The sequence below is a fragment of the Pseudomonas sp. Pdm06 genome, from assembly GCF_014851795.1.
Taxonomy (GTDB): Bacteria; Pseudomonadota; Gammaproteobacteria; order Pseudomonadales; family Pseudomonadaceae; genus Aquipseudomonas; species Aquipseudomonas fluorescens_AA.
Genome location: NZ_JACVAH010000003.1, coordinates 395,038 through 416,841, shown reverse-complemented (window position 1 = coordinate 416,841; position 21,804 = coordinate 395,038). Strand labels below are relative to the sequence as shown.

Here is a 21,804-nt window from a genome sequence, read left to right as displayed (position 1 = left end):
CTCACTCAGTTTCACGCTTGCGTACGTACAGCAGTTGCTGGCCGGTAAACTCCAGCAGCCCTTCAAGGCCGAACTCGACGCCGAACCCGGACATCTTGCTGCCGCCAAACGGCGTATTCGGCTGGATCTGCGCATGGCAATTGACCCAGGCCATGCCACATTCCAGGCGACTGGCCAATGCCTGTGCCTGCTCGCTGTCGCGGCCCCAGACCGACCCTCCCAGGCCCATGTCGCCGGCATTGGCGCGGCGCAGGACATCCTCGACATCCTGATAGGCGATCAGGGGCAACACCGGACCGAACTGTTCCTCGTCCACCAGGCGCTGTCCGTCGGTCACATCGGCGACCAGCGTCGGCGGATAGAAAAAGCCCGGGCGGTCCAGGCGGGCACCGCCGCACAACACCCGCGCGCCCTGGGCACGGGCGTCCGCCACCAGTTCCTCAACCAATATCAGCTGTTCGAGGTTCTGCACCGGGCCAAACGTGACCCCAGGCGCCAGGCCGTCACCCACCAACTGACGCCTGGCGATAACGGTCAGGGCCTCGGCAAAGGCCTCGTACTGGGATTGGTGGATGTACAAACGCTTGAGGGCGGCGCAGGTCTGTCCCATGTTCAGGAAGGCCGCCTGGAAAATGTCTTCGGCCACCGCCTCGACAGGCGTGCCGGGCAGCACGATGGCGGCATCGTTACCGCCCAGTTCCAGGGTCAGGCGCTTGAGGTTGCCCGCGGCGCCGCGCATCACGCTTTGGCCGGTGGCGGTCGAGCCAGTGAAGACGATCTTCTGGATGCCGGCGTGGGCAGTCATCGCGCTGCCGAAACCCTGTTCGCCGGTCACGCTATTAATCACGCCCCGAGGGACATGGCGCGCAATGATCTCCACCAGGCGCAAAGTGCTCAGCGGGGTCAGGCTCGACGGTTTGCTGATTACGCAATTGCCGGCCCGCAACGCCGGCATGATGTGCCAGACGGCGATCATGAATGGCCAGTTCCAGGGCGTGATCGATGCGACGACGCCCAACGGCTTGCGGTGCAGTTCAATGCGCTGGCTCGGGGTCTCCTCCACCAACTCCACGGGGATCTGTTGTTCGGCGGCGTAACGCGTCCAGGCCACCGCGCCCATCACCTCGGAAAACGCCAGTTCCAGCGGCTTGCCCTGCTCCAGGACAATCAGCCGGGCCAACGACTCGGCGTCCTGTTCGATGTCCGCCGCGATGCTCAGCAGGCGCTGGCGCCGATCTTCATGGCTGCTGTATCGCCATTCGATAAAGGCCGACTGCGCCGCTTCGACGGCGAGGTCCAGCTGGGCCAGGGAACCGGCCGCGCAACGGGCGAACACGCTGCCGGTCGCCGGATTGACCACATCGAAGTGGCCGTTTTCGCCGTCGATCCGAACCCCATTGATGAGCATTTGATAATCGTGCATAGCATCTTCCTTTCACGCGCTGCCGGACCGTCCCGAACGACAGCGCAGTTTTTTGTGTGGTTTGACGTGGTCGCGTGGCGCCCTAGAGCTTGTGGCTGCCCAACGCCATGAACCGCTCGGGCGAGCACTTGCGCAATCGGGCGGCGAGGAACACCCCGACAATCAGCGCGACGGGAATGACGGCGCAAAGGCCGTAGGACAACAGTTGGCTGGCGCCGGTCAGCACGTCGAAATGCATCACCGCAAGGGCCAGGACCGCCAGCAATGCCAGGCACGAAAAACCCGGAAGAATCTGTCCGCGCCAGAGCCCCAGCTTCAACTCCGGGTGCGAGCGGAAATAGACCCATACCGCCGCCGAGGTCAGGGCCATGAGCAGGATCACGCACAACGTGGCCAGGTTGGAGAACCAGGCGAACAATTGCAGGATCGGATCGGCGTCCAGCGCGGCGAAGATCAGCACCACCACCGCTGCGATCAGGCTTTGCAGGACCGAGCCCATGTGCGGACTCTGGTGCACGCGATGGGTGGTGCCCAACCGGCTGTGCAGCAAACCGTCACGCCCGATGGCATAGAAATAACGCGCCGCGGCGTTGTGGAACGCCAGCAGTCCGGCGTAGATGCTGACCATGAACAGCACTCGGATGATCTGGGTCAGCTGCGGGCCGACAAAGTGATCGGACATGCCGTAGATGAACGTGGTGGGATCCTGGAGCGCCTGCAAGGTCGGTACGATCTTGTCCGCGCCTACGCCAATCACCATCGCCCAGACCGACAGGGCATAGAAACCACCGATCAACAGCACCGAGCTGTAGGTGGCGATGGGAATCGTACGGTGCGGGTTCCTCGCCTCCTCGCCGTAGATGGTGGTGGCTTCGAAGCCGATGAACGCCGCGAAGCAGAACAGCAAGCCGATGGACGGCGTGCCGCTGAATACATGGCTGCGATCGAACGAATCGAGATTGATGCCACTGTCGCCACCGGTCTTGAGGATGGCGAAATCCAGCGTCAGGATCGCCAGGTACTCGGCAATGACCACCACCGACAGCACCCGGGCCGACAGGTCGATCTTGCGATAACCGAGAATCGCGATGCTTGCCATCGCCAGGAGCGAATACGTCCACCACGGCAAATCCAGGCCAAAGACACTGGCCATCGTGCCGCTGACCACGCCGCCGAACATGCCGTACAGCCCGACCTGGAGAATGTTGTAGGCGAACATCGCCAGCACCCCCGCCGCGCCACCGGCCAGGCCACCCAGGCCGCGGGAGGTGAAGGCATAGAAACCACCGGCGTTGGTCACGTGCCGGGACATGGCCGTGTAGCCCGCCGAGAAGGCCAGCAACACCAGCAGCGCCAGGAGCAGCAACGCCGGCGTACCCGCGCCGTTGCCCAGCATGATGCCGATGGGGAAGCCGCCGGCGATGACGCTCAAGGGGCTCGCCGCCGAAATCACAAAGAAGATGATGAAGCCGACGCCCAGGGCGCCGCGCTTCAGCTCCGTCGAGCTGCTGATCGGGAAAGATACACTCATTGTTCTTGACCTTATTGTATGAGGCAGTTGTTGCTGGATCGGAGACGGCCAGTTTCGCCGACGTCCAAAAGCTTATTGTTCTGCTTGCACGCTGGATTCGATGCTAGGCCCTTGCCAAAACCCTTCGCTATCCCAAAACGGCAGCATCCAAAGCGCTGCCCCAAAACAGGTCAGTCCCTGTGGCGAGGGGATTTATCCCCGCTGGGCTGCGCAGCAGTCCTAAAAGCTGAACAACTCGGTGTTTCAGATAGATTGAGTTGGCTTGTATGGGGGGCTGCTGCGCAGCCCAACGGGGATAAATCCCCTCGCCACAGGGACGTCGTCGCCCTAAGTGACTCGCATTGCCCAACGCCAGGGCACAACGGCTGCCGATTCGGGATAACCGGCAAGCGCTTCCTGCCGCAAGATAGCCTCGCCCGCCGTTCAAACAGTGCGGGGCACAGAACAATAAAAATCCCTAAGCGCAGGAAAATCTCAGCATGTTCTTCGCTCGTCTCTCTATCCAATGGCGGATCACGCTCCTGAGTGGGCTGTGCCTGCTGGCCGTCGTCGGGGCATTGACCGGTACCTCCCTGTATCAGAACCAGCAAGGCGCAACGCTGCTCAAGCAGCAAAGCAGTCAACTGCTCGGGCGCTCGGCCCTGGAAGGCCTGCAGGCACAGGGCCTGGCACACGGTCAGCGGGTGGAGCGCTTTTTCAGCGAAACCGCGATCTATGGGGAAGGTTTTGCCCAACAGGTCCTGCAACTGCGCGCCCAGGCGTGGAACGGGCGATTGACGCCGGGGCAACTGCGCCGCGACCTGATCGCCGCGACCCGCCAAGCCCTCCAGAACCGCGAAAAAGTCCTCGGCTTCTACGTGGTGCTGCTTCCCGACGCGCTGGTCGGTGAAGATGCCGGTTTCATTGGCCAGCGCGATCTGGCCGGCAACGAAAAGGGTCGCTTCGCCTTGTACTGGTCGCAAAGCCAACCCGGCCACTTGGTGCAGGAGGTGCTCAGCGAAGCCCAGATCAGCGCCAACACCGCACCACCGGGCAGCGAGCCGGCCAACGCCTGGTACGTCTGCCCGCAGACCCTGGGGCGCACCTGCGTGACAGAGCCCTACGCGATCGAGGTCGAAGGCCAGAAGACGTTGATGAGCAGCATCTCCATACCGCTGCTGGACCAGGGCAACGTCATCGGCGTGGTGGGCATGGACATCAGCCTCGATACCCTCCAGCAACTGGCCGCCAGCCTGGCCAACGACCTGTATCCCGGCCACAGCGAGATCAACATTCTTTCCCCGTCAGGGCAAGTTGCCGGCCATAGCGGCACGGTTGACGGCACCTCGGTCGACGTTCGGCAAGCCGTGCAAACCGTTCCCGACAATAGCCCCTGGCAATTGCAGATACGCGTGCCTGAAGCGCTTGTGCAAGCGCCAGCCCTGCACATGCAGGCGCAGTTGGACGACAAGTATCGCCAGGCCAACTGGCTCAACCTCAGCCTGGGCCTGCTGGCTGCCGGCTTGGGACTGTTGCTCATCTGGCTCACCGCTTACGGCGTGACCCGGCCACTGCTGAGGGTGGCGCATATGCTCGATGCGATTGTCGAAGGCGACGGCGATCTCACCCAGCGCCTGCCCAACGACCGCCACGATGAATTGGGCCATCTGGCCAGGGGCTTCAACCGTTTTCTCGACAAGTTGCAGCCCATTATCCGCGATATCCAGCAAGCCTCCCTGGACACCCGCAACACCGCCGATACGTCGGCACGGGTGGCCCGGGAAGTCAGCGCCGGCATGCACACGCAGTACCGGGAAGTCGAGCTGGCAGCGACCGCCTTGCATGAAATGAGCACCAGCGCCCAGGAAGTGGCTCGCCATTCCCACCAGGCGGCCGATGCCGCCACCGTCGCCGAAAACGCAAGCCGATCGGGGCGGGAATTGTTCGCCAACGCAGTCACCAGCATCGACAGTCTCGACCGGCGCCTGGAAACCACGCTCGAGCAAGTGCAGGCGCTGGCCGGCAACAGCCAACACATTGGCCAGGTGCTGGACGTGATTTGTGCTATTGCCCAACAGACCAACCTGCTGGCCTTGAATGCCGCCATCGAAGCGGCCAGGGCCGGTGAACAGGGGCGCGGCTTCGCCGTGGTGGCCGACGAAGTTCGCCATCTGGCCAGCAACACCCAGAACTCGGTCGAGCAGATACGCACAGTGATCGAAGCGTTGCAACAGTTGAGCCAGGAGGTCGTGCACAGCACCCAACTGAGCCGCGAACAGGCCAAGGACAGCGTCGCCCAAGTCGAAAAGACCCATGTGGCGTTGCAACACATCACCGACGCCGTGGAAGTGATCGAACACATGAACCAACAGATCGCCAGCGCCGCCCTGGAGCAAAGCACTGTAGTGGAAGACATCAGCCATCGCGTCAGCGACATTCGCGCAATCAGCGAAACCTTGACCAGCCGGATGGAAGAAGCGTCGCAGGCAAGCCACTCGTTGCATGCCATGGCCAACCATCAACAGCAGTTGGTGGGGCATTTCCGGATCTAGTGGCCTGTGCGCTTACACAATTTCACAGAGCGCCTACAAAGCTTCACCCCTGGCATTGGCCTCGACCCCTACCATGGGCGGCTCAATATTGGGGAAGCACCATGTCCAAGATTCCTTTCGTCACACTGGGCCTGTTGGTCGGCGCGCTGCTGCTCAGTGGCTGTGATAATGCCTCGAACCCGCAAGCCTCCGCCCCGCTGGCAAGCGTGCGTGTCGAAACGGTCCAGGCCCGGCCACTGTCGATCAGCAACGAGCTGAGCGGTCGGATCGCCGCGCCACGGGTCGCCGAAGTCCGTGCGCGGGTAGCCGGCGTGGTCTTGCAGCGGGTGTTTCACGAAGGCCGCGACGTCAAACAAGGCGAGGTGCTGTTTCGCATCGATCCGGCGCCGTTCAAGGCCGACCTGGACAGTGCCGAGGCGGCGTTGCGCAAGGCCGAGGCCAATGCGTTCCAGGCCCGCTTGCAGGCACAGCGTTACGCCCAATTGATCGATGACAAGGCGATCAGTGGCCAGGACTACGACAACGCCAGGGCCAACGTGCGCCAGACGGCCGCGGACGTCGCCGCCAACAAAGCCGCGGTGGAACGGGCGAAACTGAACCTCGGGTATGCCACGGTGACCGCGCCGATATCCGGGCGCATCGGCCGCGCCCTGGTGACGGAAGGTGCCTTGGTGGGGCAGAACGAAAGCACGCCGTTGGCGTTGATCCAGCAACTGGACCCGATCCACGCCGACCTCACGCAATCGACCCGCGAACTCAATGACCTGCGCCGCGCCTTTCGCGCAGGGCAACTGCAAGCGGTCGGCCAGGGCCAGGCCAAGGCCACCTTGATCCAGGACGACGGCAGCCCTTATCCGCTGCCCGGCAAGTTGCTGTTCACCGACCTCAGCGTCGACCCGAGCACCGGCCAGATCACCCTGCGCAGCGAGTTCCCCAACCCCGACCTGGACCTGCTGCCGGGTAGTTTCATCCGCGTGCGCCTGGAACAGGCGGTCAACAGCCAGGGCATCACCGTGCCGCAACGGGCCATCTTGCGCGACAGCGCCGGCATTGCCCAGGTGTTGCTGCTGGACGCCGAGCAGAAGGTCAGCCAGCAACCGGTGCAACTGGGCGCCGCGCAAAACGATCGCTGGGTCGTCACCCACGGTTTGAAACCCGGCGACCGCATCGTCATCGAAGGCCTGCAACACGCCCGTCCCGGCGAGCATGTCCGGATAGACGATGCTCCACTCCCCTTCGCCCAGGTTCCCGGGCCACAGGCAGGACACTAAGCCATGCCGCAATTTTTCATCGACCGTCCGGTATTCGCCTGGGTCGTCGCCTTGTTCATCTTGTTGTCCGGTGTCCTGGCCATCCCCCAACTGCCGGTGGCGCAATACCCGGTGGTGGCCCCGCCACAAATCGAGATCTACACCGTCTACCCGGGCGCCTCGGCGCAAACCGTGGACGAAAGCGTGGTCAGCCTGATCGAGGCAGAACTCAACGGCGCCGACAACCTGCTGTATTTCGAATCCCAAAGCAGCCTGGGCAGCGCCACCATCACCGCGACCTTCCAACCCGGTACCAACTCGGAACTGGCCCAGGTCGACGTGCAGAACCGCCTCAAGGCGGTGGAGTCGCGCCTGCCGCAAGCGGTCACGCAGCAGGGCTTGCAAGTGGACAAAGTCTCCGCCGGCTTCCTGCTGCTGATCACCCTTACCTCCAGCGACGGCAAGCTCGACGACGTGGCCCTCAGCGATTACCTGGCGCGCAACGTGATGAACGAGATCAAGCGCCTGGACGGTGTCGGCAAGGCCCAGCTGTACGGGGCCGAGCGCGCCATGCGGATCTGGATCGACCCGCAGAAACTCGTCGGCTTCAACCTGACCCCGGCCGATGTCAATGCTGCCATCGTGGCGCAGAACGCCCAGGTGTCGGCAGGCAGCCTGGGGGAATTGCCGAGCCGCAGCACCCAGGAAATCACCGCGACCATCGTCGTCAAAGGCCAGCTCAACACGCCGCAAGAGTTCGCCGACATTGTGCTCAAGGCCAATCCCGATGGCTCGACGGTGCGCATCGCCGACGTGGCACGGGTGGAGATCGGCAGCCAGGAATACCAGTTTTCCACGCGCCTGAACGGCAAGCCGTCCACCGCGGTGGCGGTGCAACTGTCGCCGGGCGCCAATGCCTTGAACACCGCGACCCTGGTACGCAACAAGATGGACGAGCTGTCGCGCTACTTCCCGGCCGGCGTGGCGTACAAGATCCCCTACGACACGTCGCCGTTCGTCAAGGTCTCGATCACCAAGGTGATCTACACCCTCGGCGAGGCGATGTTGCTGGTGTTCGCGGTGATGTTCCTGTTCCTGCAGAACATCCGCTACACCCTGATCCCGACCCTGGTGGTGCCGGTGGCATTGATGGGTACCTTCGCGACGATGCTCGCGCTGGGGTTCTCGATCAACGTGCTGACCATGTTCGGCATGGTGCTGGCCATCGGTATCCTGGTGGACGATGCCATCGTCGTGGTGGAGAACGTCGAGCGGATCATGGCCCAGGAAGGCTTGTCGCCCAAAGAGGCCACGCGCAAGGCCATGGGGCAGATCACCGGTGCGATCATCGGCATCACGCTGGTGCTGGTGGCGGTGTTCATTCCGATGGCGTTCATGCAGGGCTCGGTGGGGGTGATCTACCAGCAATTCTCACTGTCGATGGCAACCTCGATCCTGTTCTCGGCCTTTCTCGCCCTGACCTTGACCCCGGCGCTTTGCGCGACCTTGCTCAAACCGATCGCCCAAGGTGATCACCACGCCAAAAGCGGCTTCTTCGGCTGGTTCAACCGTGGCTTCGACCGCTTCGGCGACCACTATCAGGGGTGGGTGGCCTATGCGGTGAAACGCAGCGGCCGTTATCTGCTGATCTACGGCGTGCTGCTGGTGGGCATGGGCCTGTTGTTCAGTCGCCTGCCCTCCTCGTTCCTGCCGGTGGAAGACCAGGGCTACACCATTACCGACATCCAGCTGCCACCGGGTGCGAGCAAAAACCGGACGGTGCAGGTGGTGGAGCAGATCGAAGCCCACAACGCCGGCGAGCCGGGGGTTGGCGACAGCACGATCATTCTCGGTTTCAGCTTTTCCGGCAGCGGGCAGAACGCAGCCCTGGCCTTCACCACCCTCAAGGACTGGTCGCAACGCGGCGCCGAGAATTCGGCGGCGTCGATTGCCGACCGCGCCAACCTGGCCCTGGGTCAAATCAAGGATGCCATGGCGTTCTCGGTGCTGCCGCCGCCCGTGGATGGCCTGGGCACCTCCAGCGGTTTCGAGTTCCGTTTGCAGGACCGTGGCGGACTCGGCCATGCCACCTTGATGCAGGCCCGCAGCGAATTGCTCGCCGCCGCCGAAAAAAGCCCGATGCTGATAAATGTGCGCGAAAGCGCCCTGGCGGAGGCGCCGCAGGTGCAACTGGAGGTCGACCGCAAGCAGGCCAATGCCCTGGGCATTTCCTTTGCCGATGTCGGCAGCGTGTTGTCCACGGCGGTGGGTTCGGCCTACATCAACGACTTCCCCAACCAGGGGCGGATGCAGCGGGTGGTGGTCCAGGCCGAGGGCGACCAGCGCAGCCAGGTCGAGGATCTGCTGAAGATCCACGTGCGCAACAACAGCGGGAAAATGGTCCCGTTGTCGGCATTCGTCCAGGCCCGCTGGACCCAGGGGCCGGCGCAATTGACCCGCTATAACGGTTATCCGGCGGTGAGCATTTCCGGCGAACCGGCACCGGGCTACAGCACCGGGCAAGCCATGGCCGAAATCGAGCGTCTGGTGGCCCTGGGGCCGACGGGCCTGGGCCAGGAATGGACCGGGTTGTCCTTGCAGGAACGCTTGTCCGGCAGCCAGGCACCGATCCTGTTGGGCCTGTCGTTGCTCGTGGTGTTCCTGTGCCTGGCGGCGCTGTACGAGAGTTGGTCGATCCCGACCTCGGTGTTGCTGGTGGTGCCACTGGGTGTGCTTGGCGCGGTACTGGCCGTGTCGTTGCGCGGCATGCCCAACGACGTGTTCTTCAAGATCGGGTTGATCACCATCATCGGCCTGTCGGCGAAGAACGCGATCCTGATCATCGAGTTCGCCAAGAGCCTGTACGACGAAGGCCACGACCTGATCGACGCCACGCTCCAGGCCGCACGCCTGCGCCTGCGACCGATCATCATGACCTCGCTGGCATTCATCCTCGGGGTGGTACCGCTGGCGATTGCCACCGGTGCCAGCTCGGCGAGCCAGCAGGCCATCGGCACCGGGGTGATCGGCGGGATGATCACCGCCACGCTGGCGGTGGTGTTCGTGCCGGTGTTTTTCGTAGTGGTGATGAAGCGTGTCAGGCGTGTTGATCCGAAGTGAGGCCAGGCCGGGCCACCGCTATCGCGAGCAAGCTCGCTCCCACATTGGGTCTTCAGCGAACACAATATCCGCGTGCATCCGGAATCCTTCTGTGGGAGCGGGCTTGCTCGCGAAAAGGCCAGCACAGTCAACCTCTTCATTGACTGTGACGCCGCCTTCGCGAGCAAGCCCGCTCCCACAGGGGCCTGAGGGGGCAGCGAGCCCTGCGATCAGTCCGCCTGCACCGTGACCTGACGCTGTTCGCCCAAACCCTCGATCCCCAGGCGAATGGTCTGGCCCGGCCGCAGGAACACCGGGGCGGGCTTGATGCCCAAGCCGACGCCGGGTGGCGTGCCAGTGGAGATCACATCCCCCGGTTGCAGGCTCATGCAGCGGCTCAGGTAGGCAATCAGTTGCGGCACGCTGAAGATCAGCGTTCGGGTATTGCCGTTCTGATAGCGGTGTCCGTCAACCTCCAGCCACAGATCCAGCGTATGCGGGTCGGCGATTTCATCCCGGGTCACCAGCCAGGGGCCAAGAGGGCCGAAGGTGTCGAAGCCCTTGCCCTTGTCCCAGGTGCCGCCGCGCTCCAGTTGCCACTCGCGCTCGGACACATCGTTGATGACGCAGTAGCCGGCGACATGCTCCATGGCATTGGCTTCGTCGATGTAGCGCCCGCCTTTACCGATGACCACGCCCAGCTCGACTTCCCAATCAGTCTTGAGGGAGCCGCGCGGGATCTGGATATCGTCGTTCGGCCCGCAGATGGCACTGGTCCATTTGTTGAAGATGATCGGCTCTTTCGGCACCTCCATGTTCGACTCGGCCGCATGGTCGGCGTAGTTCAGGCCGATGCAGATGAATTTGCCGACCTGGCCGACGCAGGCACCGATGCGCGGCTGGCCGGCAACGAGCGGCAGGCTGCGCGGGTCGAGGGCGGCGAGCGCTGCCAGGCTGTCCGCGCCCAGGACCTGCCCGGCGATGTCCGGCACATGGCCGGAGAGATCGCGCAGCTGATTGTCGGTATCCAACAGCCCGGGTTTTTCCGAACCTTTTTCGCCGTAGCGCAATAGTTTCATGTCGTGCTCCTGCTCAAGTGAAGACCGGGTTCAGATGCTCATGCCACCGTCGATGACGTGAATGGCACCCGTGGTGTAGGCCGATGCATCGCTGCCCAGGTACACCGCCAACTGGGCGATCTCTTCAGTGCTGCCGATGCGTCCCATGGGCTGGCGGTCGAGGAATTGCCGATAGACCTGCGCCTCATCGACGCCCTGTTGCACGGCCTGGGCGGCGATGCGCTGGCGCAGCGAAGGCGAGTCCACGGTGCCCGGGCAGATCGCGTTGCAACGGATGCCCTGGCTGACGAAGTCGATGGCGACAGCCTTGGTCAGGCCCACCACCGCCGCCTTGCTGGTGGCATAGGCGAAGCGATTGGCCACGCCCTTGACGCTGGAGGCCACCGACGACATGTTGATGATCGAGCCGCCGCCACGGGCCAGCATGCCCGGCAGAAACGCGTGGATCATCCGATACATGGCCGTGACATTAAGGTCCATCGAACGCGCCCAGGCTGCTTCGTCGCATTGCAGTATGTTGCCGCTGTGCACGTAGCCTGCGCAGTTGAACAGCACATCGAGCCCGCCGATGCGCTCGCAGGCGGCGCTAATGGCAGCGGTCGAGGTGACATCCAGGGACATGGCGGTGACCTCTTCGATCCCCGCCAGTGCATGGATATCGATGTCCGTGGCGATCACCTCGGCCCCGGCCCGGGCGAAGGCAATGGCGCTGGCCAAGCCAATGCCCTGCCCCGCTGCCGTCACCAGCACGCGCTTGTTCTGCAGGTTCATGCGGCCTCCAGTTGCGCTGCCGTGGCGGCGTGCTTGGGGACCCTGCCGAGCATCGAAGCGGGGATGGCCAGGATCAGCCCGCCGCTGACCAAAAGACACAAGGCCAGTACATAAGTGCCGTTGTTGATGTTGCCCGTGAGGGTTTCGGCCACGGCAGTGATCATCGAGCCGGTGAAGCCCGACAAGTTGCCGATGGCGTTGATCATGCCAATACCGGCTGCGGCGGCGACCCCCGACAGCACGGTGCCCGGCAGGGTCCAGAAAATCGGCATCAGGCTGAGGATCCCCGAAGCGGAGACGCTGAGAAAGAGCACGGACAACACCAGGTTGTCAGCGAAGAAGGCACTGAGGATCAGGCCGACGCCGCCAATGAACGCCGGGATCGCCGCATGCAAGCGCCGCTCACCAGTGCGGTTGGAGTGCCGGGCGTTGAGCAGCATCGCCACCACCGCCACCGAATAAGGAATGGCGGTGAGCAAACCGATGTGCAAGCTGTTGGTGATGCCGGTGCTCTTGATGATCGAAGGCATCCAGAACGCCAGGCCATAGAAACCGGTGTTGAAGGTCAGCAGGATCAATACCAGCAACCACACCCGAGGGTTGAAGAACACTTCGCTCAAGCGCGTGGCCTTGCCCTGGTTGTCGGTTTGCAGATTGGCCTTGAGCAGGGCTTTTTCCGCGACCGTCAGCCATTTGGCTTTGTCGATGTTGTCGGCCAGGCAGACGATCACCACGAACGCCATGATGATCGACGGAATGCCTTCGATGAGCAGCATCCATTGCCAGCCGGACAGGCCATGCACCCCTTGCATGCTGTTCATCAGCCAGCCGGAAAGTATGCCGCCCAGGGTCAGGCTGACGGGCAGCGCCAGCAGGAATCCGGACATCACCCGGCTCTGCCGGTGGGTCGGAAACCAGTAGTTGAGGTAGAGGATCACGCCAGGGAAAAAGCCCGCTTCGCAGATGCCCAACAGGAAGCGCAGCACATAGAACATCGTGCTCGATTCGATGTGGAAGAAAGCCGCCAGGGGTACGGTGTAGGCCACGGCCATGGAGATCACCGCCCAACTGAGCATGATCCGGGCGATCCAGAACCGTGCGCCAAAGCGATGCAGCAACAGGTTGCTGGGCACTTCGAAGAGGAAATAGCCCCAGAAAAACATACTGGCGCCCAAGGCATACACCGTATTGCTGAATTGCAGCTCGTTGAGCATGTCGAGCTTGGCGAACCCGATGTTCACCCGATCGAGGTACGCCGCCATGTAGCACAACAGCAACACGGGCAGGATCCGCCAGATCACCTTGCGGTAGGTCCGGTCTTCGAAATCCAGCTGGCCGGCTTGTGCCTGGGCGGGCAACGGCTCGGAGATGGTTTGCATGAGGTAACCCCTGATTGTTTTTATTGGGTCACGTCGAATGAGTGACTCATCCGGCGGTTGAACGAGGACTCTACTGTCGGGAATCGATTCTTTCCCAATGGCATTTTTGGATTAGTCGATAACAAGAAGTTATCGAAATCATCCTCAGGGTCATCCGATGTTAGCTGTGGGAGCAAGGCTTGCCCGCGATGAGGACGACGCGATCTGTGGGAAAAGAGGCGCCTGCATCGCGGGCAAGCCTTGCTCCCACAGACTCATCTTTTTCTTTAAACAGGCAACATGGCGGCCAGACGGGCGTTGTCCTTGAGAATCTCGGCGAACTCCAGCGCCGCGCCTACCAGCGGTTCGTCCTTTCGCGTGAGGATGCCGTAGTCCTGGGGCACCAGGTGCAACGGGGTATCGAGGGTCTTGAGCTGGCCGCTGTCGAGCAGCGGATCGACCATGGCATTGGGCAGCATGCCGATCATGGGCCCGCGTTGCAGCACCTGGAGGAAGGTCTGCATGGAAATGGTGTCGATGGTATTGCGCGGCATTCCCACCCCGGCCTCGGCGAAGGCCAGTTCCATGCGTGCACGGATCGGCGTGCCGACCGGGTAGAGAATCCACGGCAGGTCCACCAGTTGCTGCAGGGAGGTCGGCCCGGCGTTCGCCAGGGGATGGCGGTCATTGACCACGATGCAGAACGGTTCCGGGGCCAGGGGCTGGAAGTCGTAGCGCTGTTGCTGGCTTTGCTCGGTAAACCTGGCTACCGCCAGATCGAGTTTTTTCTCTTCAAGCATCTTCATCAGATGGTTGCTGGTCTGCTCCACCACCTCGATGGACAGCAAGGGCCAGCGTTGCTTGATCTGCAGGATCGCCTCAGGCAAGGCCACCGCCGTCGCGGCAAAAATACCGCCGACCTTGAGGTAGCCATGGCCACCTTCGCGCAGGCTGCTGATTTGCTCGACGAACGAACGTGCATCGTTCAAGGCGATCTGCGCGTAACGCAGCACATGTTCGCCCAATGCGGTGGGCGGCATGCTCCGGGGTCGTCGCTCGAACAGGGCGAAGCCGAGCAGGCTTTCGATTTCCTTGAGCATCTTGCTCACGGCGGGCTGGCTGAGGTTCATCTGCTCGGCCGCCAGATGCATGTTGCAGGTTCGCCCCAAGGTATCGATCAACAGCAGATGGCGGAATTTGAGCCAGCCGCAGAAGCTGGAGAAAGACAGATCGGACATGGGCAATCCTCGACGATGTAATAACCGGACGTTATCAGATACTGAATATATCTCATTGGAGTTCATCAACCGCGGGCCCTAGCTTGAAAGCTTTACGAACCAGGAAGACTGCCCATGTCGCTGATGCTTACTCCCGAGAACACCCTGCCCGTCGATGGCGTCGCCGGCACCCTGATCGGTCGTGCCTGGGTGCCTGGCCGTGTCGCCGGGCCTTCACCCGTCGTGCTGCGCAGCGATGGGGTGTTCGACCTGTCGGATCGTTTCGCGACCTTGAGCGATTTGCTGGAAACGTCCTCACCGTTGGCGGCGGTCAGGCAAACGCCCGGCACTTTCATCGCCAGCGTCGAAGCGCTGCTGGCCAACACCGGCGTTCATGCCGACCCGGCCAAGCCATTTCTGTTGCCGCCGCTGGACTTGCAAGTGATCAAGGCCGCCGGCGTGACCTTCGCCGCCAGCATGATCGAGCGGGTGATCGAGGAACAGGCAGGCGGCGACGCGGCAAGGGCCGAGGCGGTACGCGCCACCGTGCACAGCGTGATCGGCGATAACCTGCGGGCGATCGTGCCGGGTTCCGAGCAAGCCATGCGCCTGAAAGCCTTGCTCATCGAACAGGGCATGTGGTCGCAGTACCTGGAAGTCGGCATCGGCCCGGATGCGGAGATCTTCACCAAGGCACCGATCCTGTCCGCCGTGGGCAGCGGCAGCCAAATTGGCATTCATCCGGTATCGCAATGGAACAACCCGGAACCGGAAGTGGTGCTGGCGGTAAACAGCCGTGGCCAGATCCACGGCGCCACCCTGGGCAACGACGTCAACCTGCGAGATATCGAAGGTCGCAGCGCGCTGTTGCTGAGCAAGGCCAAGGACAACAATGCGTCCTGCTCTATCGGGCCGTTCATTCGCCTGTTCGACGAACACTTCAGCCTGGATGACGTACGCGCCTGCGTGGTCGACCTCCAGGTACAAGGCGAAGATGGCTACCGCCTGCACGGTTCGAGTTCCATGAGCCAGATCAGCCGTGACCCGCAGGACCTGGCAAGCCAGACACTCAACGCCAACCACCAATATCCGGATGGTTTTGTGCTGTTTCTCGGTACCCTGTTCGCCCCCACCGAAGACCGCGACCATCCCGGCAGCGGTTTCACCCACAAACGCGGGGACCGGGTCAGCATCAGCAGCCCCTTGCTCGGTAGCTTGCATAACCAGGTGACCCACAGCTGCGACGCCGCCCCCTGGACCTTTGGCGTCAGCGCCTTGTTGCGCAACCTCGCCGCCCGCGGACTGCTGGGCCGCTGACGCTACAACCGTGACCGATTCATCCAATTACAAGAGAGACATGAATCATGACTGACACGCCTGAACGCCGCCTGCGCAGCGAGCAATGGTTCAATGACCCGGCTCACGCGGACATGACCGCCCTGTATGTCGAACGCTACATGAACTACGGCATGACCCGCGAAGAGCTGCAATCGGGACGCCCGATCATCGGCATCGCCCAGACCGGCAGCGACCTGACGCCCTGCAACCGTCATCACCTGGAACTGGCCCAACGGGTCAAGGCCGGCATCCGTGACGCCGGTGGTATCCCCATGGAGTTCCCGGTGCACCCGATCGCCGAACAGTCACGGCGCCCCACCGCTGCCCTGGACCGCAACCTGGCCTACCTGGGGCTGGTGGAAATCCTCCACGGCTACCCGTTGGACGGCGTGGTGCTCACCACCGGTTGCGACAAGACCACGCCCGCCTGCCTGATGGCGGCGGCGACCACCGACTTGCCCGCCATTGTCTTGTCCGGCGGGCCGATGCTCGACGGCCATCACAAGGGCGAGTTGATCGGCTCGGGCACCGTGCTTTGGCATGCGCGCAACCTGATGGCCGCCGGCGAGATCGATTACGAAGGTTTCATGGAAATGACCACTGCGGCATCGCCATCGGTGGGTCACTGCAACACCATGGGCACCGCCTTGTCGATGAACGCCCTGGCCGAAGCCCTGGGCATGTCGCTGCCCGGTTGCGCGAGCATTCCGGCGCCCTATCGCGAGCGCGGGCAAATGGCCTATGCCACCGGCAAGCGCATCTGCGAGCTGGTGCTGCAAGACATTCGTCCGTCACAGATCATGACCCGCCAGGCCTTCGAGAACGCCATCGCCGTCGCCTCGGCCCTGGGTGCTTCGAGTAACTGCCCGCCGCACCTGATCGCCATCGCCCGGCACATGGGCGTCGAACTGAGCCTGGATGACTGGCAACGGATTGGCGAGGACGTGCCGCTGCTGGTCAATTGCATGCCCGCGGGCAAGTACCTGGGTGAAGGTTTCCATCGGGCCGGCGGTGTGCCCTCGGTCATGCATGAACTGCAAAAAGCCGGACGCCTGCACGAAGACTGCGCCACGGTCAGCGGCAGGACCATCGGCGAAATCGTCAGCAGCAGCCTGACCAGCAACGCCGATGTGATCCATCCCTTCGACACCCCGCTCAAGCACCGTGCCGGCTTCATCGTACTTAGCGGCAATTTCTTCGACAGCGCGATCATGAAGATGTCGGTGGTGGGCGAAGCGTTTCGCAAGACCTACCTCTCCGAGCCCGGTGCCGAGAACAGTTTCGAAGCCCGGGCCATCGTGTTCGAAGGACCGGAGGATTACCACGCCCGCATCGACGATCCGGCGCTGGACATCGACGAGCGCTGCATCCTCGTGATTCGCGGTGTCGGCACCGTGGGCTACCCCGGCAGTGCCGAGGTGGTGAACATGGCCCCACCGGCCGCGCTGATCAAACAGGGCATCGACTCCCTGCCCTGCCTGGGCGACGGTCGCCAGAGCGGCACCTCGGCGAGCCCATCGATCCTCAACATGTCCCCTGAAGCAGCCGTGGGCGGCGGCCTGGCGTTGCTGCAAACCAACGACCGGCTGAAAGTGGACCTGAATACACGCACCGTGAACCTGCTGATCGACGACGAAGAGATGGCCCGGCGCCGACTTGAATGGACACCGAACATCCCACCGTCGCAAACGCCTTGGCAGGAACTGTACCGGCAACTGGTCGGGCAATTGTCCACCGGGGGCTGCCTGGAGCCTGCCACGCTGCATCTACGCGTGATCGCCCGCAGTGGCGAGCCGCGTCATTCGCACTGAGTCCAAGCGGCCGATTGTTCACGTACGTTGAATTCAGATGCCAATCCAGAAGGATTTATTCCACGGGCATAAAGGAGAAAGATGCGCGCCAGGGGCCATCGCCCCTGGCGAATCTTTCACACCTACGGAGTCGATCCATGCCATTTGCCAACTACAAATTTCCCGAAGGAATCCTGGACCACGCCCGCAAGGAAGAGATCATCCATCGCACTACGGAAATGTTCGTCGAATACTTCGGCGAAGGGGTCCGTCCATTCACCATGGTCCTGGTCGAAGAGGTGGCAGACGGTGGCTGGGGGCGCGCCGATGAAACGCTGACGCTGGCGAAGATGGGGCTGCCTGCCAAAGGCCAATAATGCTGTTCGCTTAAGGTTTGTCTGGCCACAGGTTCATCGTTTTTCCTAAGTGAACAGCATTACCTTATATAGAAGAGATCGGGAAAGAAAAGTGAGAGGGGTGACCCTGTGCTAGAGCCACCCCTCGCCAAGCCTCAGAAATCCACCGTGGCCGACAACTGCAATGTGCGCGGCGAGCCTGGGGAGAAGGCACCATACGAGGCGACCCCCGACCAGTACTCGCGATCAAAGACGTTCTGAACCGTGGCTCGGAAAGTCGTCGGTCGACCTTCGATCTTGGTGGCGTAGCGAGCGCCCGCATCAAAGCGGGTCCAGGCATCCAGCTCCTGGGTGTTGGCCTGGTTCACGTATTGGCTGCTGGTGTAGATCGCGCCACTGGTGAGGGTAAAGCCTTCCACCCACGGGGTGTCCCATTCGGCCCACAGGTTGGCTTGCACGTCTGGCACACCCACCGGCTTATTACCACGGTTGGCCGCGGTGGCGGAATCCGTCAGCTCACCGTCGAGCAATGTCACGCCACCCATCAAGCGTGTGCCGGGGGCCACTTCGCCGAACACGCTCAACTCCAGGCCACGGTTGCGCTGTTCGGCCTGCACCGAGAAAACATTGTTCGCACCGAGTTCGCCACTGGGCTTCTCGATCTGGAACAGCGCCAGGGTGGTCATGAACGTGCCGTGCTCGTACTTGACGCCCATCTCGTGCTGCTTGGATTCATAAGGTGCGAATGTTTCTAGAGGATTGTTCGCGTTGGCTGGCGCAACGTCACCTTTACTCAGCCCCTCGACATAGTTGTAGTAGAGCGACACGTCCTCCCAGGGCTTGACCACCACGCCGACCAGCGGGGTCGTTGCGCTGTCGTCATAACGGGAACTGACCGAGCCGCTGGCATTGTAGTTGCGCGACTCGATATTTTGCCGACGCAGCCCCAGGGTCAGTTGCAGACGGTCATCCAGTACCGACAAGGTGTCGGTCAAGGCGAAGCCGGACAGCTGCGACTCGGAAACCCGCAGCACCTTGGGCGCATTGATGGCCGGCTTGGGCACGTCCACCAGGTGATAGATGTTCGAGCGGACCTCCGGCCCATTGTTGATCCCCCGGGACAGTTCATCCTGGTAAGTGGTCGCCATCAGCGTGGTCGTGTGGCTGACAGGGCCGGTGTCGAACACCCCACGAACCCCCACATCGGCTGTCGAACGGTCTACGTTGAATTTGTAATACCCCGGCGTGTTGCTGATATCGCCGGCGTTGTTGAGGATTCTTGGTACCTGGTCGGACATCCGCTTGACGTCCGAGCGACCACCGCCGGCGTGGGCAAACACCGTGACCGCGTCCGTCAGGTCGTATTCGCCACCCAGCAAGGCCGACTGCTCCTTGGTGTCCGACCAACCCCATTTCTGTGACGCATTGGTACGACCGTTGGGGGCCGATGGAATTTCAACGCCAGGCACGACGGTGAAGGGCCGCGAGGCGCCGTCAAAGCTTTCTTTCTGGCTGATGAAGTCGAGGTTCAAGCGCAAACGCTCGCCCCGATAATCCAGGGCGATAGCACCGATGTTGAGCTCGCGTTCCTGGTCGTCGATGGCCGTGTCGCCACCCTGGAGGCTGCCGTTGAAGCGCACGCCGAACTGGTTTTCCGAGCCGAATCGACGGCTGACATCCAGGTGCCCGCCCACTTGTGAATCGGACGCATAGCTGCCGGTAAAGCGCGTCAGGTCTTCGTCCAACGGACGCTTGGGAACGATATTGATCACCCCGCCCACCCCGCTGTTCGGAGAAATGCCGTACATCAGTGCACCCGGCCCCTTGAGCACTTCGACCCGTTCGGCGTAGTCGGTGAACACCCGGTAGTTGGGCGCCACGCCGTATACGCCGTCGTAGGCCAACTCGCCGAGGTTGCCCTCGCCGATGGGAAAACCACGGATGAAAAACGAATCGACGATGCCGCCCACCTGACCCGTCGAACGCACCGAAGGGTCTCGTTGCAGGGCGTCGGCCACGGTCACGGTTTGCAGATCGGCCAGGGTCTTTTCGGTGTAGCTGGTCACGCTGAACGGCGTGTCCATCACGTCCTTGTTGCCCATCATCCCCAAGCGAGCACCGCGCGCCACCTGACCGCCGGCCAGCACGGGCGGTAGTGCGCCTGGGTCGTTGTGGGTGCCGCTGATGGTGGTGGCGTCAAGGGTCAAGCCTTGCCCGTTGCCCTTGGAGGCGTCCTGGGTTGTATCGGCGGCAGGCGCCTGTCCGGGGGTTGCCGCCCAGGCGGTGGCGCTTCCTGCGACCAGAATGAAACTCAGCGTGGCGTTACGAATCGCGAGGGATAACGCAGACTCACCACAAGGTCGACGTGCAACAGACATGGCTTAAGGATCCTTTCCAACGAGAGAAAATGGTAATCACTCCTATTGCCAGTCGACCTGCGGAAAAGTATCACCTCTTGGGGATTATTTTTCAGACTGCGCCGGATCCCTCAGGCGTACAGGCGCTCCAGCGGTATCGCGACGACGGGCAGGGCCGGGTCGAACGCGTGCCGCGTGGTCTTGTAGGGGAACAGCTCGCCCCGGGCGATGGTGCTGAAAATCCGCGCCACCTCGAACGCCTTGCCGGTCTGCCAATGCCGCACACACACCCGCGGATCCGCGTAGTCGAGCTGGATGCACGGGACCCGCTTCAAGCCCAATTGCAACGCCGCGTTGAAGCGATGATTGCCGTCCATCACGATGCCTCGCGAACGCTCGACGATGATCGGTTCCAGCCAATGCCCGGCACGGATAATCGACTCCCGCAGCCATTGCACATTGGCCGGATCGACGTGCTCCGATTGCAGCACTTCGCACAGCGGTCGCAGCGCAATCTGATAACCCTGGTGTTCCATGGCGAATCTCCTGGTCGGCAGCGGGTTCAGCAGGCGTCCGCCTTGGCGGGCACCGCGTAGAGGCTGGCCACGTCCAGCAGGCGCTGGGCATGTTCGATGAGCGGCAGATCCACCATCTCGCCGTCCACCTGCACCGCATGGGAGCCGCTGGCCACGGCACGCATCACGCGATCGGCCCAGGCCAGTTGACCCGCATTGGGCAGGAAGGCCCGCTGGACCGTGTTCAATTGCGCGGGATGGATACACAGCTTGGCGCCAAAGCCCAGGGACCTTGCGTAATGCGCATCGTGATTGACCATCGCCAGGTCGCTGATGGCCGGTGTCACACCATCGATCGGCGCAGGCAAACCGGCCGTGCGCGATGCCAGCACGATCCGATTGCGGGCGAACAAAAACGCCTCGGGCACCTGGCTGCAGTTGATGTCGAGGGAAAAATCCAACGAACCGAACGCCAGGCGCGACAGCCCGGCAATGCCGGCAATCGCCTCGACCTGCTGCAAGCCCTTGGCCGTCTCGATGATGGCGACGATCTGCAACTCGGGCTGCCACGCCAGCAACTGCTCGACCACTTGGCACAAGGCCTCGCCGTACTGCGCCTTGGGCAAGAAAATCCCCGCGCAACGCTCGGGATAGCGCATGTCTCCCAGCCATGTCAGGTCTTGGCGCAGGAAGGTGCTGTCAACGCTGTTCAGGCGGATGTAGCGCTGGCAAGCAACACTCGGCACGCTTTCCTGCCAAGCCCAAATGGCCGCTCGAGCCGCGGCTTTGCTGTCGGGATGAACGGCATCCTCGAGGTCGAGAATGATCGCATCCGGCGTCGCGTCGACCGCCTTGGCGAACCGTTCGGGGCGGTTGCCGGGAACGAACAGGTAGCTGATGGGAAGCGTGGCGACGGTATGGGGGCGTTCAGTTGTCATGGAGCTCTCCTGGGTATGCGTCAGTGGTGATCAGCGAAAATTTCATGTACCTCAGGCAGGGAAATCCCGGTCTCGGCTGCGGCCTGTTCCAGCGCTCCTTAATTCCTTTTCCATCAAGGCATTAAGGTACTTCTTCAACTGCGCAAGAACGCTTACAAGCACCTGCGAACAAGCGCTTATGCACGCTCGTTCAGCGAGTAATTATTTAAAATTTTTGAAAACCTTACTTGATAATCGTTCGCGTTAGCAAT

Annotated in this window: 15 protein-coding genes and 1 pseudogene; 7 read left to right on the top strand and 9 right to left on the bottom strand. The window is 62.4% G+C overall.

All coding sequences use genetic code 11. The annotated features are described in order from the left end of the window. Window position 1: 1 nt before the first annotated feature. Both IB266_RS07395 and IB266_RS07390 read right to left on the bottom strand, forming a co-directional pair. On the bottom strand, window positions 2-1,423 hold the full coding sequence (locus IB266_RS07395) for an aldehyde dehydrogenase family protein (RefSeq protein WP_192260744.1): 1,422 nt from the start codon (window positions 1,421-1,423) through the stop codon (window positions 2-4). 82 nt (window positions 1,424-1,505) lie between these two features. After that, window positions 1,506-2,954, bottom strand: a complete 1,449-nt coding sequence (locus IB266_RS07390) for an APC family permease (RefSeq protein WP_192260743.1) — start codon at window positions 2,952-2,954, stop codon at window positions 1,506-1,508. Window positions 2,955-3,433: 479 nt separating this feature from the next. On the opposite strand from IB266_RS07390, the pseudogene IB266_RS31110 reads away from it, so the two are divergent. The 4 genes and pseudogenes from IB266_RS31110 to IB266_RS07375 form a co-directional block, all read left to right on the top strand. Then, window positions 3,434-4,627, top strand: a pseudogene (locus IB266_RS31110) (HAMP domain-containing protein); the annotation flags it as partial. A gap of 102 nt (window positions 4,628-4,729) precedes the next feature. Continuing rightward, a complete protein-coding gene (locus IB266_RS31105; RefSeq protein ID WP_412548294.1) occupies window positions 4,730-5,485 on the top strand; it encodes a methyl-accepting chemotaxis protein in 756 nt (251 codons plus the stop codon). 101 nt (window positions 5,486-5,586) lie between these two features. Further along, window positions 5,587-6,756 (top strand): efflux RND transporter periplasmic adaptor subunit, encoded by a 1,170-nt coding sequence (locus IB266_RS07380; protein ID WP_192260741.1) that lies wholly within the window; start codon window positions 5,587-5,589, stop codon window positions 6,754-6,756. A gap of 3 nt (window positions 6,757-6,759) precedes the next feature. Continuing rightward, window positions 6,760-9,855 carry an efflux RND transporter permease subunit gene (locus IB266_RS07375; RefSeq protein ID WP_192260740.1) on the top strand — a complete coding sequence of 1,032 codons (3,096 nt, stop codon included), beginning with the start codon at window positions 6,760-6,762 and terminating at the stop codon, window positions 9,853-9,855. A 209-nt stretch (window positions 9,856-10,064) separates the two neighbouring features. On the opposite strand, the gene IB266_RS07370 is transcribed toward IB266_RS07375, so the two are convergent. The 4 genes from IB266_RS07370 to IB266_RS07355 form a co-directional block, all read right to left on the bottom strand. Then, the gene (locus tag IB266_RS07370; RefSeq protein ID WP_192260739.1) at window positions 10,065-10,913 is read right to left on the bottom strand and encodes an ureidoglycolate lyase; all 849 of its coding nucleotides are present in this window, start codon (window positions 10,911-10,913) and stop codon (window positions 10,065-10,067) included. A gap of 30 nt (window positions 10,914-10,943) precedes the next feature. Then, window positions 10,944-11,684, bottom strand: a complete 741-nt coding sequence (locus tag IB266_RS07365) for an SDR family oxidoreductase (RefSeq protein ID WP_192260738.1) — start codon at window positions 11,682-11,684, stop codon at window positions 10,944-10,946. Next, complete coding sequence (locus tag IB266_RS07360; RefSeq protein WP_060742731.1) at window positions 11,681-13,063, bottom strand: MFS transporter; 1,383 nt, start codon at window positions 13,061-13,063, stop codon at window positions 11,681-11,683. Before IB266_RS07360 ends, IB266_RS07365 begins: the two co-directional genes overlap by 4 nt. Before the next feature lie 266 nt (window positions 13,064-13,329). After that, complete coding sequence (locus IB266_RS07355; RefSeq protein ID WP_192260737.1) at window positions 13,330-14,280, bottom strand: LysR family transcriptional regulator; 951 nt, start codon at window positions 14,278-14,280, stop codon at window positions 13,330-13,332. 114 nt (window positions 14,281-14,394) lie between these two features. On the opposite strand from IB266_RS07355, the gene IB266_RS07350 reads away from it, so the two are divergent. The 3 genes from IB266_RS07350 to IB266_RS07340 all read left to right on the top strand — a co-directional run bounded on the left by IB266_RS07350 (window position 14,395) and on the right by IB266_RS07340 (window position 17,764). Next, window positions 14,395-15,576, top strand: a complete 1,182-nt coding sequence (locus IB266_RS07350; protein ID WP_192260736.1) for a fumarylacetoacetate hydrolase family protein — start codon at window positions 14,395-14,397, stop codon at window positions 15,574-15,576. A gap of 47 nt (window positions 15,577-15,623) precedes the next feature. Further along, window positions 15,624-17,408, top strand: a complete 1,785-nt coding sequence (locus IB266_RS07345; protein ID WP_192260735.1) for an IlvD/Edd family dehydratase — start codon at window positions 15,624-15,626, stop codon at window positions 17,406-17,408. Window positions 17,409-17,545: 137 nt separating this feature from the next. After that, window positions 17,546-17,764 (top strand): tautomerase family protein, encoded by a 219-nt coding sequence (locus IB266_RS07340; RefSeq protein ID WP_003200762.1) that lies wholly within the window; start codon window positions 17,546-17,548, stop codon window positions 17,762-17,764. Window positions 17,765-17,898: 134 nt separating this feature from the next. On the opposite strand, the gene IB266_RS07335 is transcribed toward IB266_RS07340, so the two are convergent. From IB266_RS07335 to IB266_RS07325, 3 genes are all read right to left on the bottom strand, one after another. Further along, the gene (locus tag IB266_RS07335; RefSeq protein ID WP_192260734.1) at window positions 17,899-20,121 is read right to left on the bottom strand and encodes a TonB-dependent receptor; all 2,223 of its coding nucleotides are present in this window, start codon (window positions 20,119-20,121) and stop codon (window positions 17,899-17,901) included. 110 nt (window positions 20,122-20,231) lie between these two features. Continuing rightward, window positions 20,232-20,636, bottom strand: a complete 405-nt coding sequence (locus IB266_RS07330; protein WP_060742736.1) for a ParB N-terminal domain-containing protein — start codon at window positions 20,634-20,636, stop codon at window positions 20,232-20,234. A gap of 26 nt (window positions 20,637-20,662) precedes the next feature. Then, window positions 20,663-21,553: an HpcH/HpaI aldolase/citrate lyase family protein gene (locus tag IB266_RS07325; protein ID WP_060742737.1), complete on the bottom strand. Its 891-nt coding sequence runs from the start codon at window positions 21,551-21,553 to the stop codon at window positions 20,663-20,665. Window positions 21,554-21,804: the final 251 nt, after the last annotated feature.

What these genes read in the sequence shown, in the direction of transcription:
- IB266_RS07395 (WP_192260744.1), bottom strand. Translation starts at nt 1,423, where the DNA reads ATGCACGATTATCAAATGCTCATCAATGGGGTTCGGATCGACGGCGAA.
- IB266_RS07390 (WP_192260743.1), bottom strand. Translation starts at nt 2,954, where the DNA reads ATGAGTGTATCTTTCCCGATCAGCAGCTCGACGGAGCTGAAGCGCGGC.
- IB266_RS31105 (WP_412548294.1), top strand. Translation starts at nt 4,730, where the DNA reads ATGCACACGCAGTACCGGGAAGTCGAGCTGGCAGCGACCGCCTTGCAT.
- IB266_RS07380 (WP_192260741.1), top strand. Translation starts at nt 5,587, where the DNA reads ATGTCCAAGATTCCTTTCGTCACACTGGGCCTGTTGGTCGGCGCGCTG.
- IB266_RS07375 (WP_192260740.1), top strand. Translation starts at nt 6,760, where the DNA reads ATGCCGCAATTTTTCATCGACCGTCCGGTATTCGCCTGGGTCGTCGCC.
- IB266_RS07370 (WP_192260739.1), bottom strand. Translation starts at nt 10,913, where the DNA reads ATGAAACTATTGCGCTACGGCGAAAAAGGTTCGGAAAAACCCGGGCTG.
- IB266_RS07365 (WP_192260738.1), bottom strand. Translation starts at nt 11,684, where the DNA reads ATGAACCTGCAGAACAAGCGCGTGCTGGTGACGGCAGCGGGGCAGGGC.
- IB266_RS07360 (WP_060742731.1), bottom strand. Translation starts at nt 13,063, where the DNA reads ATGCAAACCATCTCCGAGCCGTTGCCCGCCCAGGCACAAGCCGGCCAG.
- IB266_RS07355 (WP_192260737.1), bottom strand. Translation starts at nt 14,280, where the DNA reads ATGTCCGATCTGTCTTTCTCCAGCTTCTGCGGCTGGCTCAAATTCCGC.
- IB266_RS07350 (WP_192260736.1), top strand. Translation starts at nt 14,395, where the DNA reads ATGTCGCTGATGCTTACTCCCGAGAACACCCTGCCCGTCGATGGCGTC.
- IB266_RS07345 (WP_192260735.1), top strand. Translation starts at nt 15,624, where the DNA reads ATGACTGACACGCCTGAACGCCGCCTGCGCAGCGAGCAATGGTTCAAT.
- IB266_RS07340 (WP_003200762.1), top strand. Translation starts at nt 17,546, where the DNA reads ATGCCATTTGCCAACTACAAATTTCCCGAAGGAATCCTGGACCACGCC.
- IB266_RS07335 (WP_192260734.1), bottom strand. Translation starts at nt 20,121, where the DNA reads ATGTCTGTTGCACGTCGACCTTGTGGTGAGTCTGCGTTATCCCTCGCG.
- IB266_RS07330 (WP_060742736.1), bottom strand. Translation starts at nt 20,636, where the DNA reads ATGGAACACCAGGGTTATCAGATTGCGCTGCGACCGCTGTGCGAAGTG.
- IB266_RS07325 (WP_060742737.1), bottom strand. Translation starts at nt 21,553, where the DNA reads ATGACAACTGAACGCCCCCATACCGTCGCCACGCTTCCCATCAGCTAC.